Here is a 15775-nt window from a genome sequence, read left to right on the forward strand (position 1 = left end):
CAGGTCGGTGGCCAGCAGGGACCAACGGCGGCGGCAGCTCGCCCGGCAGAAGTTCGAGCGGCAGCAGCAGCGGCGGGCTGAACGGCGGGCCAGGGTGAGGCGCCGCAACGCCGTGATCGCCGCGGTGGTCGCCGTCGCCGTGGCCGGCGGAGGAGCGGCCTGGGCCTCCATGGCGCTGACCGGGGACGACAAGGGCTCGCCGGGCGCCAACGGCGCTCCCTCGGACTCCGCCACGCCGTCGGCCTCCCCGACGAGCAAGGCCCCCGACCCGTGCGACGAGCCGGCCAAGGGCTCCCCCGCGAAGAAGACGTGGAAGAAGGAGCCGGCGCTGACGGTGGACAAGCAGGCGAAGTACACCATGGCGCTGGAGACCACCTGCGGCAAGGTCACGCTCTCCCTGGACGCGGCGAAGGCGCCGCGCACCGTGAACTCGTTCGCGTTCCTGGCCCAGCACAAGTTCTTCGACCACACGAAGTGCCACCGCCTGGTCACGGGGAGCATCCATGTGCTCCAGTGCGGCGACCCGACCGGCACCGGCTCGGGCGGGCCCGGCTACACGATTCCCGACGAGAACCTGTCGGACCCGCTGGTCAAGGACAAGGTCTACCCGGCCGGGACGGTCGCGATGGCCAACCAGTACGACGCGCAGAAGAACACCGGCCGCAACACCGGCGGCAGCCAGTTCTTCCTCGTGTTCAAGGACAGCCCGCTGCCGCCGGACTACACCCCGTTCGGCAGGATCACCGGGGGGATGGACGTCCTGGAAAAGGTCGCCGGCGCGGGCACGGCCACGGGCACTCCCGACGGCCCGCCGAACGCGACGGTGGTCATCGACAGGGCGACGGTCGTCAAGGGCTGACCGCCCACGGCGGCGAGCGGCGGGTTTCGTGGAAATTTCGGCCGTGCGGGATGCGGACAGCCCGCACGCCGTTCGCCTATGTTGGGCGTTGTATAGGGTGCCTGTTCCGACGGCTGCCACCCAGGTCATCTTGAAACTAAACTGTCTGATCACCACTGATCGACAGGAATTATCGGCAGCATCAGCAGCGCGTCGGACCGGCCGTGGTACGCGGCCCGGCCGGAGGGCCTCTCCCCGCCGAACTCTGGCGGGGAGGGAGAAACTGTGGACGATGTCCGCGGGTGGGAGACCACCGGGGCATCACGTGGAGGAGGCGCTGTGACCAGCGACCCATGGGGCCGCGTCGACGAGCAGGGGACCGTGTACGTGCGCACGGCCGACGGTGAACGCGTCGTCGGTTCGTGGCAGGCCGGATCCCCTGAGGAGGCCCTCGCCTACTTCGAGCGCAAGTACGAAGGACTTGCCGTCGAGATCGGCCTCCTTGAGCGGCGGGTACGGACGACGGATCTGTCACCGAAGGACGCGTTGACCGCCATCGAGCATCTGCGCGCGTCCGTGGACGAGGCGCACGCCGTGGGCGACCTCGACGCGCTGTCCAAGCGGCTGGACGCCCTGGTGAGCGCGGTGGAGGAGCGGCGCGAGGAGCGCAAGGCGCAGAAGGCCAAGGCGACCGACGAGGCCCGGCACGCCAAGGAGGCGCTGGTCGTCGAGGCCGAGGAGCTGGCGGCCAGCGAGCAGTGGAGGGCAGCCGGGGAGCGGCTGCGGGCCCTGGTGGACACCTGGAAGGGGCTGCCGCGCCTGGACCGCAAGACCGACGACGAGCTGTGGCACCGCTTCTCGCATGCCCGCTCGGCGTTCTCCAAGCGCCGCAAGTCGCACTTCGCCTCGCTCGACGCCCAGCGCGAGGAGGCTCGCCGCCGCAAGGAGAAGCTGGTCGAGGAGGCCGAGGCGCTGTCGGACTCCACCGACTGGGGCCCGACGGCGGCCCGCTACCGCGAGCTGATGGCGGAGTGGAAGGCGGCGGGGCGCGCCCAGCGCGAGGCCGAGGACGACCTGTGGAACCGCTTCCGCGGCGCCCAGGACATCTTCTTCCAGGCCCGCTCCGAGGTCTTCGCCGAGCGCGATGCCGAGCAGCGCGAGAACCTCACCCGCAAGGAGGAGCTGGTCGTCGAGGCCGAGAAGATCCTCCCGGTGACCGATCTGAAGGCGGCCAGGGCCGCGTTCCGGCTGGTCAACGAGCGGTGGGAGCAGATCGGGCACGTTCCGCGCGACGCCAGGCCGAAGATCGAGGCCCGGCTGCACGCCGTGGAGCGGGCGATCCACGAGGCCGAGGACTCGGAGTGGCGCCGCACCAACCCGGAGGCGCGCGCCCGCGCCGAGGGGCTCACGGGGCAGCTCCAGGCCGCGGTGGACAAGCTCCGCTCCCAGGCGAACGCCGCGCGTGCCTCGGGCAACAACGCCAAGGCGGACAAGCTCGAGGCGGAGCTGGCGGGCCGTGAGGCACTGCTGGAGCAGGCACTGAAGGGCCTCGAGGAGTTCGGCGGCTGAGACCCGCCACCGCCGACGTGCGAAGCGCCGCGGCCCCGGACATCGGTCCGGGGCCGCGGCAATTGGTGTGCGTCCTGTCCTCGGCGTGTGCGTGCTGCCGGGCCGCGCCTAGCGGGAGCGGGCCGAGGTGACGCGGTAGACGTCGTAGACGCCCTCGACTCCGCGTACGGCCTTCAGGACGTGCCCGAGGTGCTTGGGGTCGCCCATCTCGAAGGTGAACCGTGAGGTGGCCACCCGGTCACGGCTGGTCTGGACGGCCGCCGACAGGATGTTGACGTGCTGGTCGGACAGCACCCTGGTGACGTCGGAGAGCAGCCGCGAGCGGTCCAGCGCCTCGACCTGGATCGCGACGAGGAAGACGGACGACTGGGTGGGCGCCCACTCGACCTCGAGGATGCGCTCCGGCTCCTGCGAGAGCGAGTCCACATTGACGCAGTCCGCGCGGTGCACCGAGACGCCGTTGCCCCGGGTGACGAAGCCGATGATCGGGTCGCCCGGCACCGGCGTGCAGCACCGGGAGAGTTTGACCCACACGTCGTCGACGCCCTTGACCACCACTCCGGGGTCGCCCGCGGGGCGGCGCCTGCGGCTGCGCGGCGACGGCGTGGTGACCTCGGCGATGTCCTCGGTCGCGCCCTCCTCGCCGCCGAGCGCCTGCACCAGCTTCTGCACGACGGTCTGCGCCTCGACGTGGTGCTCGCCGATGGCCGCGTACAGCGCGGAGATGTCCGGGTAGCGCATCTCGTGCGCCAGGGTGACCAGCGAGTCGCCGGTCAGCACCCGCTGGATCGGCAGGTTCTGCTTGCGCATCGCGCGGGCGATGGCTTCCTTGCCGTGCTCGATGGCCTCCTCGCGGCGCTCCTTGGAGAACCAGGCGCGGATCTTGTTGCGGGCGCGCGGGCTCTTGACGAAGCCCAGCCAGTCCCTGCTGGGCCCGGCGCCCGGCGCCTTGGAGGTGAACACCTCGACGAGGTCGCCGTTGTCGAGCGTGCTCTCCAGCGGGATCAGGCGGCCGTTGACCCGGGCGCCGATCGTGCGGTGGCCGACCTCGGTGTGGACCGCGTAGGCGAAGTCGACGGGTGTCGCCCCGGCGGGCAGCGCTATGACGTCGCCCTTGGGGGTGAAGACGAAGACCTCGTTGCGCGAGAGGTCGAAGCGCAGCGACTCCAGGAACTCGCCCGGGTCCTCGGTCTCCTTCTGCCAGTCCAGCAGCTGGCGCAGCCACGCCATGTCGTTGACCGTGTCGCCCTTGTCGCCCTTCCTGGGCGTCTTGGGGGTGTCCGTGCGCACCTTGGAGGCGCCGGCGACGGCCTCCTGCTTGTACTTCCAGTGCGCGGCGATGCCGTACTCGGCGCGGCGGTGCATGTCGAAGGTGCGGATCTGCAGCTCGACCGGCTTGCCGCTGGGCCCGATGACCGTCGTGTGCAGCGACTGGTACATGTTGAACTTGGGCATCGCGATGTAGTCCTTGAACCGACCCGGCACGGGGTTCCATCGCGCGTGGATGGTGCCCAGTGCCGCGTAGCAGTCGCGGACGCTGTCGACCAGGACGCGGATGCCGACCAGGTCGTAGATCTCGGCGAAGTCGCGGCCCCGCACGATCATCTTCTGGTAGACGCTGTAGTAGTGCTTCGGGCGCCCGGTGACCGTGGCCTTGATGCGGGCCGCGCGCAGATCCTGCTGGACCTGGTCGGTGACGACGGCGAGGTACTCGTCCCGCTTGGGGGCGCGCTCGGCGACCAGCCGGACGATCTCGTCGTACATCTTGGGGTAGAGGATCGCGAAGGCGAGGTCCTCCAGCTCCCACTTGATGGTGTTCATGCCCAGCCGGTGTGCCAGCGGAGCGTAGATCTCCAGCGTCTCGCGGGCCTTCTTCTCCTGCTTGTCCCGCTTCAGATAGCGCATCGTGCGCATGTTGTGCAGCCGGTCGGCCAGCTTGATCACCAGGACCCTGGGGTCCTTGGCCATGGCGACGACCATCTTGCGCACGGTCTCGGCCTGCGCGGCCTCGCCGAACTTGACCTTGTCCAGCTTGGTGACACCGTCGACCAGCAGCGCGACGGACTCGCCGAAGTCGCGGCGCAGGGCGTCGAGGCCGTACTCGGTGTCCTCGACGGTGTCGTGGAGCAGGCCCGCCATCAGCGTGGCCGGGTCCATGCCGAGCTCGGCCAGGATCGTGGTCACGGCGAGCGGGTGGGTGATGTACGGGTCGCCGCTCTTGCGCTTCTGGCCGCGGTGCCAGCGCTCGGCGACCTGGTAGGCGCGCTCCAGTCGGCGCAGGTCCGTCTTGGGGTCATTGCTGCGCACTATGCGCAGCAGGGGCTCCAGGACGGGGTTGTACGGGCTGCTGCGCTGCACGCCGAGGCGGGCGAGGCGGGCGCGGACCCGGTTGGACGAGGAGGGCTGGCGGCCGGGGACGAGCGCCGCCGGAGGGACGGCGGCGGGGGTCCGGACGGGCCGGGCGACCGCGGGGGCGGCAGCGGCCGCGGAGGGGTCGGCCGTACCGGGGCCGGCGGGCGCAGCGGAGCCGTTCGACGCGGGAGCGGGGGCGTCCGCGGGCGCGACGTCGGGCGCCGCGGCGGGGCGGGCGCTGTCGTCCTGCGGTGCGGCGGCCAGGGGCTGGGCCTCGTCAGGCAAGGGCACTCCTCAGGGGCCTCTCCCTGCCCGGCGGGCGGACGAAGGAGGGAGGGTCCGGAAATCCATGGTAGCGATCGAGCGGGCGTGGACGCTCACCGGAACGGACGCGGGCCCCCGGCGTGCGCCGGGGGCCCGCGATGTGCGACCGGCTGTCGCCGGACCGCCTCAGATGGTGACGAGAACGTCCAGGGAAGCCCCGCCGAGGGACTCCTCCAGACGGGCCCGGCCGCCGAGGAAGCCGAGCTCCAGCAGGACCGCGAGGCCCGCGACCTCGGCCCCGGTCCTGCGGATGAGCGCCAGGGAGGCCTCCGCGGTTCCGCCGGTGGCCAGGACGTCGTCGACCACGAGCACACGGTCGCCCGCGCCGAAGGAGTCCTGCTTGACCTCGATGACGGCGTTGCCGTACTCGAGCTCGTAGGACTGCGCCAGACAGACTCCGGGGAGCTTGCCCTCCTTACGCACCGGGACGAAGCCCAGACCGGCCTTGACGGCCACCGGGGCGGCCAGGATGAAGCCTCTGGCCTCCAGACCGGCCACCTTGGTGGCGCCGTGCCGTACGGCCAGCTCCGCCAGCGCGTCCACCAGCGCCGTGAAGGCGCCGGAGTCGGCGAGCAGCGGGGTGATGTCCTTGAACACCACACCCGGCTTCGGGTAGTCCGGCACGTCCTCGATGCGGTCGAGCAGGAGCGTGCGCAGATCGGACGGGGCCTCGGTGGACCCGGTGTCCGTGGAACTCATCTGGTCGGTCTCCTTCAGCGCCGCTTGCCGGACGGGCGGTTCCTGCCGCGGCTGCGGCTCGTCGGCTGCCTGCGCTGGCCTCCGATGCCCGCGGTGGCCGCGTCGGGCTCCACGCCGTCCTCGCCGCCGTCCTCGCCCGTGGCCGCGTCCTGCGGCTCCTTCGTGAGGTCCGGGGCCTTGCCCTTGGCGGCGTCGGAGGCCCGGCGGGCGGCGACCCGCTTGGCCAGGGCCTTCATCTCCGGCTGCTGTTCCTTGAGCCAGGCCAGCAGCGGGGTGGCGATGAAGATCGACGAGTAGGCACCGGCCGCGAGGCCGACGAACAGCGACAGCGCGATGTCGTTGAGCATGCCCGCGCCGAGCAGGCCGCCACCGACGAACAGCAGCGCGGCGACCGGCAGGAGTGCCAGGACCGAGGTGTTGATCGAGCGCACCAGGGTCTGGTTGAGGCCGTGGTTGGCCGCCTCGGAGTAGTTGCGGCGGTTCTGCTTGGTGATGTCCTTGGTGTTCTCCTTGATCGTGTCGAAGACCACCACGGTGTCGTAGAGCGAGTAACCGAGGATGGTCAGCAGACCGATCACGGTGCCGGGGGTGACCTCGAAGCCGACGAGCGCGTACACACCGACGGTGATGGTGAGGTCATGGATTAGCGCGACGAGCGCCGCGATCGCCATCCGCCACTCGAACGCCATGGCCAGGTAGATCACCACCAGGACCATGAAGATCCCCAGGCCCGTCCAGGCCTTCTTGGAGATCTCCTCGCCCCAGCTGGGGCCGATGACCTGGGCCTTGATCTTGCTGACGTCGACGCCGACGTCCTTGGCGAACTCCTGCTTCGCCGCGTCCGCCTTCTCGGTGGACAGCTCCGCCATCTGGACGCGCAGTTGGCCGTTGCCGAGCTTCTGGACGATCGGCGTGTGGCCGGTGATCTCCTCCGCGGCGTGCCTGGCCTGGTCCTGCGAGACCGACGGGGTGGTCTTGTCGACCGTGAAGACCGCGCCGCCGGAGAACTCGATGCCCATCTGCAGGCCCGGCGTGATCAGGCCGATGACCGCGGCGACGGTGATGAGCAGGGAGAGCAGGAACCAGCGCTTCTTCTTGCCGACGAAGTCGTAGGAGACCTCGCCTCGGTACATCCGCTCGCCGAGGTTGCCCAGCCGGGACATCAGGCCTCCTTCACGGGGGTGGCGGGACGACGGCGTCCCCGGATGGGAGCGGGCTTGGCACCCAGGCGCTTGGGGTCCAGTCCGGAGAACTTGTGGCCGCCGCCGAAGAACTCGGTGCGGGCCAGCAGGGTCATCAGCGGCTTGGTGAACAGGAACACCACCACGACGTCGAGCAGCGTGGTCAGGCCGAGGGTGAACGCGAAGCCCTGCACCTTGCCGACCGAGACGATGTACAGCACCGCGGCCGCCAGGAACGAGACGAAGTCCGAGACGAGGATGGTGCGCCTGGCCCGTGGCCAGGCGCGCTCCACGGCGGGCCGCAGCGACCGGCCCTCGCGGATCTCGTCGCGGATGCGCTCGAAGTACACGATGAACGAGTCCGCGGTGATACCGATGGCGACGATCGCGCCGCAGACCGCCGGCAGGTTCAGCGCGAAGCCGATGCCCGGTCCGAGCAGCGTCATGATCGAGTAGGTCAGCACCGCGGAGACCGCCAGGCTGAGGATCGAGACGAAGGCCAGACCGCGGTAGTACAGCAGCGAGTACCCGATGACCAGGGCCATACCGATGGCGCCCGCGATCAGGCCGCCCTGGAGCTGGTCGCTGCCGAGCGCGGCGGAGACCTCGGTGACGTCGTCGGTCTGGAAGGTCAGCGGAAGGGCGCCGAAGGACAGGATGTTGGCCAGGCTCTGGGCCTGCTCCTGTGTGAAGCTGCCGGTGATCTCCGCCTGGCCGCCGCCGATGGCGTTGGTGACCTGCGGGTGGGAGAACACATCGCCGTCGAGCACGATCGCGAACTGGTTGTTCGGCGGCTGCTGGGTGGCGAGCTTGCCGGTGATGCCCTGGAACTTGCTCGCGCCCTTGCCGGTGAACTTCAGCGTCACGAGCCACTGGCCGCGCTGCTGGTCGAACACGCCCTTGGCGTTGGAGAGGTCGGTGCCGTCGACGGCCACGGGGCCGAGCACGAACTTCTCGTCCTTGGACTCACCGGTGCCGCAGGCGACGACCTTGTCCTCGGGCTTGCCCAGCGGGGGCTTGACGTTCTTGTCGGTGCAGTCGAGCGCCGCGAACTTCTTCTGCAGGTCCGCGGGGATCGTGCTGTCCAGCGCACCGGGCGGGGTGGCCGGCTTCGACGCGCTCGGCTTCGGGCTGGGGGTGTCCTTCGTCAGCGCGCCGGAGACCGCTCGGCCCTGGGTGGTGGAGCTCGGCGAGGGCGAGGGCGAGGAGCCGGAGGTGTCGGCGCTCGCCGAGGAAGAAGCGCTCTGGGAGGGCGTGGGGCTCTGCTTGCCCTGGTCCTGGCTGCCCGGCTTGCCCGACTGGCTGGGACTCGGCTTGGGCTTCGGCGCCTTCCCTGCCTGGGCGACGGCGATCACGGGGCGGAAGAACAGACGGGCGGTCTTGCCGACCTGTTCCTTCGCCTCCTGCTCGTTCGTGCCCTTGGGGATATTGACGATGATGTGCTTGTCGCCCTGGGTCTGAACCTCGGCCTCGGTCACACCGACACCATTGACACGCCGGCTGATGATATTGGCGGCGGTCTTGAGGTTCGCCTGGTTGATCGCGTTCTTCTGGCCGGGCTCGTTCTTCGCCGTCAGCGTGATGCTGGTACCGCCCGCGAGGTCGATGCCCAGACGCGGCGTCGTCGTGCCGGAAAGGAGCATCCCTCCCACCAGTGCGACGATCGCCAGCAGGATCACAGCCAGGGCGCGCCCCGGGTACTGCTGGGAGCGGCCCTTCTTGGGTGCTGCCACCTTCTCGATTCTCCCTGTCCGAACCGCCCCGCGTCGCTTTGTGGGCGTGCGGGGCGGTCACGAAGTGTTGATGAGGATGTGCCGGTCCGTGAACGGCCGGCCCCGGGCGCTACTTGGTGGCGGGGCCGTCCTCGTCGTCGCTCTTCGCGTCCTCGGCCTTCGACTCAGGGGTGTCGTCGGGCTTCGCCGCGGGGGTGCCGCCGGGCTTCGCCGCGGCGGTGCCGCCGTCGGCCGAGGGCTTGGCGTCGGCCTTCTTGCCCAGGTCGATCGGCTCGAGGCCCTCGGGGCTGTCGGGAACGACGGGCAGCTCGTCGCCCTTGATCCCCCCATCGAGGGAGTCGTCGACGTGGCCGTTGACGATGCGGTCGAACTCGGAGTCCTCGAGGACGGCGCCGATCGCGTTCTTGGCGAACAGGGCGTGCACGCCCGAGGCGATCTCGAGGACAACGGTGTCGTCGTTGACCTCCTTGACGGTGGCGTACAGCCCGCCGATCGTCCGCACCCCCGTCCCCGGCTGCATTTCATTGCGCATCTGAGCGGCAGCGCGCTGCTTGTTCTTGGCCGAGCGCGTCATCAGGAACATGGCACCGATGAGCACGATGAACGGGAGGAGAGTGACAATGTTCACGGTCTCAGGAAGTCCTTCACGGGGCCGCCGCCAGCGGCGGCCCGTCTGCGGGGGATATGGGGGCCGTCTCCTCAGAGGCGGCGTCGGCGGAGTCTAAGCGAACCCGCCTTTGTGGAACAACGCCAAGCATTGCATCCGAGTTCCATCCGGGGCGAGCCCCCGCGCTGCGGTGATATCGCACGCGTGTGAACCCCGGTCCGGAGCACATTCGCCGCAATGCCCCCTCAATGCTGTCACGGCTGACCGAAAAGGCCTTGCTGCGAACCGCCCCACCCCTGCTGGGGAGCGGTCAGGCCCAGATGCGCCCAGGCGGCCGGTGTGGCGACGCGGCCACGGGGAGTACGCGCCAGCAGCCCCTCCCGCACCAGGAACGGTTCGGCCACCTCCTCCACCGTCTCGCTCTCCTCGCCCACGGCCACCGCCAGCGTGGAGAGCCCCACCGGTCCCCCGCCGAAGAGTTTGAGGAGGGCTTCGAGCACGGCCCGGTCCAGCCGGTCCAGCCCGCGGGCGTCGACCTCGTACACGCTCAGCGCCCGGGCGGACACCTCACGGGTGATGACGCCGTCGGCCTTGACCTGGGCGAAGTCGCGCACCCGGCGCAGCAGCCGGTTGGCGATACGGGGGGTGCCGCGGGAGCGTCCGGCGATCTCGGCCGCCCCCTCGGCCTCGAGGGGGACGTCGAGCAGGCCGGCCGAGCGGTGCAGCACGCGCTCGAGTTCGGCGGGCGCGTAGAAGTCCATGTGGCCGGTGAAGCCGAAGCGGTCGCGCAGCGGTGGCGGCAGCAGGCCGGCGCGGGTGGTGGCGCCCACCAGGGTGAACGGGGGCAGCTCCAGCGGGATGGCGGTGGCCCCCGGCCCCTTGCCCACGATGACGTCGACCCGGAAGTCCTCCATCGCCATGTAGAGCATCTCCTCGGCGGGCCGGGACATGCGGTGGATCTCGTCGAGGAAGAGGACCTCGCCCTCGGCGAGCGAGGACAGGATGGCCGCGAGGTCCCCGGCGTGCTGGATGGCCGGGCCCGAGGTGATCCGGATGGGGGCGCCCATCTCGGCGGCGATGATCATGGAAAGCGTGGTCTTGCCGAGACCGGGGGCGCCGGAAAGCAGCACATGGTCGGCGGTGGCGCCGCGCTGCCTGGCGGCCCTGAGCACGAGGTCGAGCTGTTCCCTGACCCGCTCCTGACCGACGAACTCGCCGAGGTCCTTGGGGCGCAGGGCGGCCTCGACGGCCTGGTCCTCCCGGTCGGCGGCGGCACCGACCAGCCGGTCGGCCGCACCCGGGCGCGGGTCGTCTGCGTCGCCGGGTGTGGTCTCGTCCCAATTCACTGCGGATTGCCTCGCGTTGTCGTTGCGGTTCGGAGTGGCTGCGCGGTTCGGATTCGCTGCGCGGTTCGGAGTGGCTGCGCGGTCCGGGGCGGCTTCCAGGGGCTCGGGATGGCTGTGCGGTCCAGGAGCTGCCACGGGCTCGGGGCGGTCAGCGGGCGCGGCCCAGACCCCGCAGGGCCGAGCGCAGGAGGGCGGGGACATCGGGGGCGGAGCCCTCGGCCACCGCCGCCTCCGCCTGGGGAGCGACGGCGGCGAGGGCCTCGTCCGCCTCGCGGGTGGCATAGCCGAGACCCACCAGGGCGGCGTGGACCTGGTCGCGCCAGCCGGAGGTGACGGCCGATCCAATGCCCGCCGACTGCCCTCCGACCGGCTCGCCGAGACGGTCCTTCAGCTCGAGCAGGAGCCGCTGGGCCCCCTTCTTGCCGATTCCGGGAACGGCGGTCAGCGCCTTCTCGTCACCGGTGGCGAACGCCCGGCGCAGCCCGTCCGGGGAGTGCACGGCGAGCATCGCCTGGGCCAGCCGGGGGCCGACCCCGCCGGCTGTCTGCACCAGCTCGAAGACCTGCCGTTCGTCCTCGTCGGCGAAGCCGTAGAGCGTCAGCGAGTCCTCCCGGACGACCAGCGAGGTGGCGAGCCTCGCCTCCTGGCCCACCCGGAGCCGGGCCAGGGTGCCGGGGGCGCACTGGACGGCCATGCCGACGCCGCCGACCTCGATCACCACCGAGTCCGGGGCGAGCGCGGCCACCCGGCCGCTGAGATGCGCGATCATGTGGTGCTCCTGTGCTGGACGGCGCGGGGGACGCGGCTGCCGCGGGGCGCGGCCTTGGCCTGGGCTGCGACCGCCTCGGCGAGCCGGCCCGCGGCCGCGCCGCGCCAGATGTGGCAGATGGCGAGCGCGAGGGCGTCCGCGGCGTCGGCGGGCTTGGGCGGGGCGTCGAGCCTGAGCAGCCGGGTGACCATGGCGCCGACCTGGGCCTTGTCGGCCCGCCCGCTTCCGGTGACCGCGGCCTTGACCTCGCTGGGGGTGTGCAGGGCGACGGGAAGCCCTCGACGGGTGGCGCAGAGCATGGCCACGGCGCTGGCCTGGGCGGTGCCCATCACCGTGCGTACGTTGTGCTGGCTGAACACCCGCTCCACGGCGACGGCTTCGGGGCGCTGCTCGTCGAGCCACTGCTCGAGGCCCTGCTCGATCAGGAGCAGCCGCTGCCCGATCCCGGCGTCCGAGGGGGTGCGGATGACGCCGACGGCGGCCATGCGCAGGGGGCGGCCGGGGGTGCCGTCCACGACGCCCACTCCGCACCGGGTCAGGCCCGGGTCGACTCCGAGCACCCGCATGCGCACCCCCCTCCGACCGCTGTTGTCCTGTCCACGTCTGTCCGCCGGGCGCCTGCCCTGCCGGTCGACCGGCCTGCCTTCGGCGCACTGCCCTGCCGGCCGACCGGCACGTCGATCGAGTCGATCGTGCCCGGTCCGCCTGCTCGTCGCACGCTACCGTCAGACACCGACAGCGCATACGAGCGGGGCCGGGCCGACACATGGTCGGCCCGGCCCCGGTTGTGCCGTCGTCAGGCGTCCATCTTCTCCATGATGTCGTCCGGGACGTCGAAGTTGGCGAAGACGTTCTGCACGTCGTCGCTGTCCTCGAGGGCGTCGATCAGCTTGAAGATCTTGCGCGCGCCGTCCTCGTCCAGCTCGACCTGGACGCTGGGCAGGAAGTTGGCGTCGGCGGAGTCGTAGTCGATGCCGGCCTCCTGGAGCGCGGTGCGCACCGCGACCAGGTCGGAGGCCTCGCTGACGACCTCGAAGGACTCCCCGAGGTCGTTGACCTCCTCGGCACCCGCGTCCAGGACGGCGGCGAGGACGTCGTCCTCGCCCAGCTCGCCCTTGGGGACGATCACGACGCCCTTGCGGGAGAACATGTACGACACCGAGCCGGGGTCGGCCATCGAGCCGCCGTTGCGGGTCATCGCGACGCGCACGTCGGACGCGGCCCGGTTGCGGTTGTCGGTGAGGCACTCGACGAGCACCGCGACCCCGTTGGGCCCGTAGCCCTCGTACATGATCGTCTGGTAGTCGGCGCCGCCGGTCTCGAGGCCGGAGCCGCGCTTGACCGCGCGGTCGATGTTGTCGTTGGGGACCGAGCTCTTCTTCGCCTTCTGAATGGCGTCGTAGAGCGTCGGGTTGCCGTCCGGGTCACCGCCGCCGGTGCGGGCCGCCACCTCGATGTTCTTGATGAGCTTCGCGAAGAGCTTGCCGCGCTTGGCGTCGATCACGGCCTTCTTGTGCTTCGTGGTAGCCCATTTAGAGTGGCCGGACATCCGCCTGTCTCCTTCACGTCACCCATTACTCAACGAACACGTGCGATCCTACCGGGATCGCGCGCACCCGCCCTCCGCCACCCGCTCCTTCGGGCCCGGCCGCGCCCCGCCGTCAGGCGGCGCGGACCATGTCGACGAAAAGCCGGTGCACCCGGTGGTCGCCGGTCAGTTCGGGGTGGAACGAGGTGGCCAGGAGGCCGCCCTGGCGGACCGCGACGATGTGGCCCTGCGCGGGCCCTGCGGTCAGGCGGGCGAGCACCTCGGCGCTCGCGCCCACGGACTCCACCCACGGGGCGCGGATGAAGACGCCCTGCAGCGGGCCGCCCTCGATGCCGGTGAAGTCGATGGGCGACTCGAAGGACTCGTTCTGGCGGCCGAAGGCGTTGCGGCGCACGATCATGTCGATGCCGCCGATGGTCTCCTGGTCCTCGCGGCCGTCCAGGATCTTGTCCGCGAGCATGATCATTCCGGCGCAGGAGCCGTAGGCGGGCATGCCCGCCGCCACTCGCTCGCGCAGGGGCCCCAGCAGGCCGAAGGCGACCGCGAGCTTGGACATCGTGGTGGACTCGCCGCCGGGGATGACCAGGCCGTCGACCTCCGCCAGTTCCTCGGGACGGCGGACCGGGCGGGCGAGGGCATCGGCCTCCGCGAGGGCGATGGTGTGCTCACGCACGTCGCCCTGAAGGGCCAGGACACCGATGACGGGGGTGGAGGAGGACACGGAGGGGAACCTCTCGAACGGTCGAGGGGGCGCGAGGCGCTCCCGCGGGGGCCGGCCCGGCGTCCGGGTGGCCGCGGCCGGTGGCGGTGTCGGTGGCGGGGGCGGTGGTGTCGGTGGTGGTGTCGGCGGTGTCGGTGTCGGTGTCGGTGTCGGCGGCGGGGGTGCGGCCGGCGGGGGACGGACCGTCGATGGGCGGCGCCGCCTGGTGGAGGCGGGGCCGCCCATCGGTGCCGGAGGCTTCCGGAGCACTGCCGGAGTGCGGCTACCAGCCGCGGTTGGCGTACCGCTGCGTCTCGGGCAGGTCGTCGCAGTTGATGCCGACCATCGCCTCGCCGAGGCCCCGGGAGACCTTGGCGATCATGTCCGGGTCGTCGAAGAAGGTGGTGGCCTTCACGACGGCGGCGGCGCGCTTGGCCGGGTCGCCGGACTTGAAGATGCCGGAGCCGACGAAGACGCCCTCGGCGCCGAGCTGCATCATCAGCGCGGCGTCGGCCGGGGTGGCGACACCGCCGGCGCTGAAGAGGACGACCGGCAGCTTGCCGTGCTGGGCGACCTCCTTGACCAGCTCGTACGGGGCCTGGAGGTTCTTCGCCGCGACGAACAGCTCGGTCTCGTCGAGGGTGGTCAGGCGGCGGATGTCGGCGCGGATCTGGCGCATGTGGCGCACGGCCTCGACGACATTGCCGGTGCCGGCCTCGCCCTTGGAGCGGATCATGGCCGCGCCCTCGGCGATGCGGCGCAGTGCCTCGCCCAGGTTGGTGGCACCGCAGACGAAGGGGGTGGTGAACGCCCACTTGTCGCTGTGGTTGACCTCGTCGGCGGGGGTCAGGACCTCGGACTCGTCGATGTAGTCGACTCCGAGGGCCTGGAGCACCTGGGCCTCGACGAAGTGGCCGATGCGCGACTTGGCCATGACGGGGATCGAGACGGCGTTGATGATGCCGTCGATCATGTCGGGGTCGGACATGCGGGCGACGCCGCCGTCCTTGCGGATGTCGGCGGGGACGCGCTCGAGGGCCATGACGGCGACGGCACCGGCGTCCTCGGCGATCTTGGCCTGCTCCGGCGTGACGACGTCCATGATCACGCCACCCTTGAGCTGCTCGGCCATGCCGCGCTTGACGCGCGCGGTGCCGGTCTCAGGGGTGCCGGTCGAGACGGGGGGCGCAGTGGACACGGTTGACCTCACTCGAAGACGAAAAGGTTATGAACCCATCGTAGGCCCGTCGATCTGATGGTCAGAACGCGCCTTCCGGTCCAGGTGGGGGCCGGTACTGCTACGGCCCGGCCAATGGAACGCTACCCTCCGGCCAGCCGACCGCTACCTCCCGGGCAAAAGGCCCGCCCGACAAACCAGCCGGGCAAGCCGGGCAAACCAGCCGGACGAACCGGGCGAGAAGACCCGCGAGGCGTCCACGGGGCACTCCGGGGGCGCCGGGGGGCGCCGGGGCCGAATCAGTCACGTGAGGGGTTCAGTCACGTGAGAGCGGCGCCGGGGGCTCGTCGTCCATCTCGAACGTCATCGGGAACGGCGCGTGCCCCGCCAGCCGGAAGTAGCGCACCAAGCGGTGGCGGCGCACGGCGCGGGCGGCCCGTACGGCGTCGTTGTGGAAGCGGCGGGCCATCGGCACCCTGCGCACCCCGGCGGTCAGCTCGGTGATGGCCTCGGTTCCGCCCGGTGCCTGCCCGACCGCCTCGACCTGGCCCGCCTCACCGAATACCGCCCGCAGTGACTGGCTCAACTCGCTCTCGGCCACCTCGCGTTGCTCGTCCTCGGCGGCGCGGGCGGCGTGCGCCGCCTGGTAGAGCACGATCGACGCGGCCGGGTCGAGCAGTCCCGAGGTGGCCAACTCCTGTGCCACCGAGGCCCGGCGCAGCAATTGGGCGTCGAGCGCCGCGCGGGCCGCGTCGATCCGGGCGTGCAGCCGGTCGAGGCGGCCGGCCGTCCAGCTCAGGTACACGCCGACGACGAGCACGGCGACGGCGATCCAGATCACAGTGGTCACGGCCGAGAAGGCTACCGGCCCGGCGGCGGGCGCCCGGCGGCACCACCGCCCTGCCGCTCGCGCGCCCACCGGGCCGCCCCC

14 protein-coding genes are annotated in these 15775 nt (G+C 71.2%); 2 read left to right on the forward strand and 12 right to left on the reverse strand.

The features are described from left to right. Nucleotides 1-7: 7 nt before the first annotated feature. Nucleotides 8-859, forward strand: coding sequence for a peptidylprolyl isomerase (locus tag IEY86_RS04475; RefSeq protein ID WP_189130185.1), 852 nt, complete (start codon nucleotides 8-10; stop codon nucleotides 857-859). A 318-nt stretch (nucleotides 860-1177) separates the two neighbouring features. Next, nucleotides 1178-2407, forward strand: a complete 1230-nt coding sequence (locus IEY86_RS04480) for a DUF349 domain-containing protein (protein WP_189130186.1) — start codon at nucleotides 1178-1180, stop codon at nucleotides 2405-2407. Between the two features lie 108 nt (nucleotides 2408-2515). Here IEY86_RS04480 and IEY86_RS04485 read toward each other — a convergent pair whose 3' ends face one another. The 12 genes from IEY86_RS04485 to IEY86_RS04540 all read right to left on the reverse strand — a co-directional run bounded on the left by IEY86_RS04485 (nucleotide 2516) and on the right by IEY86_RS04540 (nucleotide 15694). Next, the gene (locus IEY86_RS04485; RefSeq protein WP_189130187.1) at nucleotides 2516-5044 is read right to left on the reverse strand and encodes a RelA/SpoT family protein; all 2529 of its coding nucleotides are present in this window, start codon (nucleotides 5042-5044) and stop codon (nucleotides 2516-2518) included. 165 nt (nucleotides 5045-5209) lie between these two features. Further along, nucleotides 5210-5782 carry an adenine phosphoribosyltransferase gene (locus IEY86_RS04490; protein ID WP_189130188.1) on the reverse strand — a complete coding sequence of 191 codons (573 nt, stop codon included), beginning with the start codon at nucleotides 5780-5782 and terminating at the stop codon, nucleotides 5210-5212. Nucleotides 5783-5796: 14 nt separating this feature from the next. Beyond that, on the reverse strand, nucleotides 5797-6945 hold the full coding sequence (gene secF / locus IEY86_RS04495) for a protein translocase subunit SecF (protein WP_189130189.1): 1149 nt from the start codon (nucleotides 6943-6945) through the stop codon (nucleotides 5797-5799). Further along, nucleotides 6945-8696, reverse strand: a complete 1752-nt coding sequence (gene secD / locus IEY86_RS04500) for a protein translocase subunit SecD (RefSeq protein WP_189130190.1) — start codon at nucleotides 8694-8696, stop codon at nucleotides 6945-6947. Before secD ends, secF begins: the two co-directional genes overlap by 1 nt. Nucleotides 8697-8805: 109 nt before the next feature. Then, nucleotides 8806-9324 (reverse strand): preprotein translocase subunit YajC, encoded by a 519-nt coding sequence (gene yajC, locus IEY86_RS04505; RefSeq protein WP_189130191.1) that lies wholly within the window; start codon nucleotides 9322-9324, stop codon nucleotides 8806-8808. A 233-nt stretch (nucleotides 9325-9557) separates the two neighbouring features. Beyond that, nucleotides 9558-10649 (reverse strand): Holliday junction branch migration DNA helicase RuvB, encoded by a 1092-nt coding sequence (ruvB, locus tag IEY86_RS04510; RefSeq protein WP_189130192.1) that lies wholly within the window; start codon nucleotides 10647-10649, stop codon nucleotides 9558-9560. Between the two features lie 148 nt (nucleotides 10650-10797). Continuing rightward, the gene (ruvA, locus tag IEY86_RS04515) at nucleotides 10798-11418 is read right to left on the reverse strand and encodes a Holliday junction branch migration protein RuvA (RefSeq protein WP_189130193.1); all 621 of its coding nucleotides are present in this window, start codon (nucleotides 11416-11418) and stop codon (nucleotides 10798-10800) included. After that, complete coding sequence (ruvC, locus tag IEY86_RS04520) at nucleotides 11415-11984, reverse strand: crossover junction endodeoxyribonuclease RuvC (RefSeq protein ID WP_189130194.1); 570 nt, start codon at nucleotides 11982-11984, stop codon at nucleotides 11415-11417. Before ruvC ends, ruvA begins: the two co-directional genes overlap by 4 nt. A gap of 230 nt (nucleotides 11985-12214) precedes the next feature. Beyond that, complete coding sequence (locus IEY86_RS04525) at nucleotides 12215-12967, reverse strand: YebC/PmpR family DNA-binding transcriptional regulator (RefSeq protein WP_189130195.1); 753 nt, start codon at nucleotides 12965-12967, stop codon at nucleotides 12215-12217. Nucleotides 12968-13079: 112 nt separating this feature from the next. Then, nucleotides 13080-13688 carry a pyridoxal 5'-phosphate synthase glutaminase subunit PdxT gene (gene pdxT / locus IEY86_RS04530; protein ID WP_189130196.1) on the reverse strand — a complete coding sequence of 203 codons (609 nt, stop codon included), beginning with the start codon at nucleotides 13686-13688 and terminating at the stop codon, nucleotides 13080-13082. 262 nt (nucleotides 13689-13950) lie between these two features. Beyond that, the gene (gene pdxS, locus IEY86_RS04535; protein ID WP_189130197.1) at nucleotides 13951-14865 is read right to left on the reverse strand and encodes a pyridoxal 5'-phosphate synthase lyase subunit PdxS; all 915 of its coding nucleotides are present in this window, start codon (nucleotides 14863-14865) and stop codon (nucleotides 13951-13953) included. 295 nt (nucleotides 14866-15160) lie between these two features. After that, complete coding sequence (locus IEY86_RS04540) at nucleotides 15161-15694, reverse strand: hypothetical protein (protein WP_189130198.1); 534 nt, start codon at nucleotides 15692-15694, stop codon at nucleotides 15161-15163. Nucleotides 15695-15775: the final 81 nt, after the last annotated feature.

Source organism: Wenjunlia tyrosinilytica, assembly GCF_014646055.1.
In the GTDB taxonomy this organism is placed as follows: domain Bacteria; phylum Actinomycetota; class Actinomycetes; order Streptomycetales; family Streptomycetaceae; genus Wenjunlia; species Wenjunlia tyrosinilytica.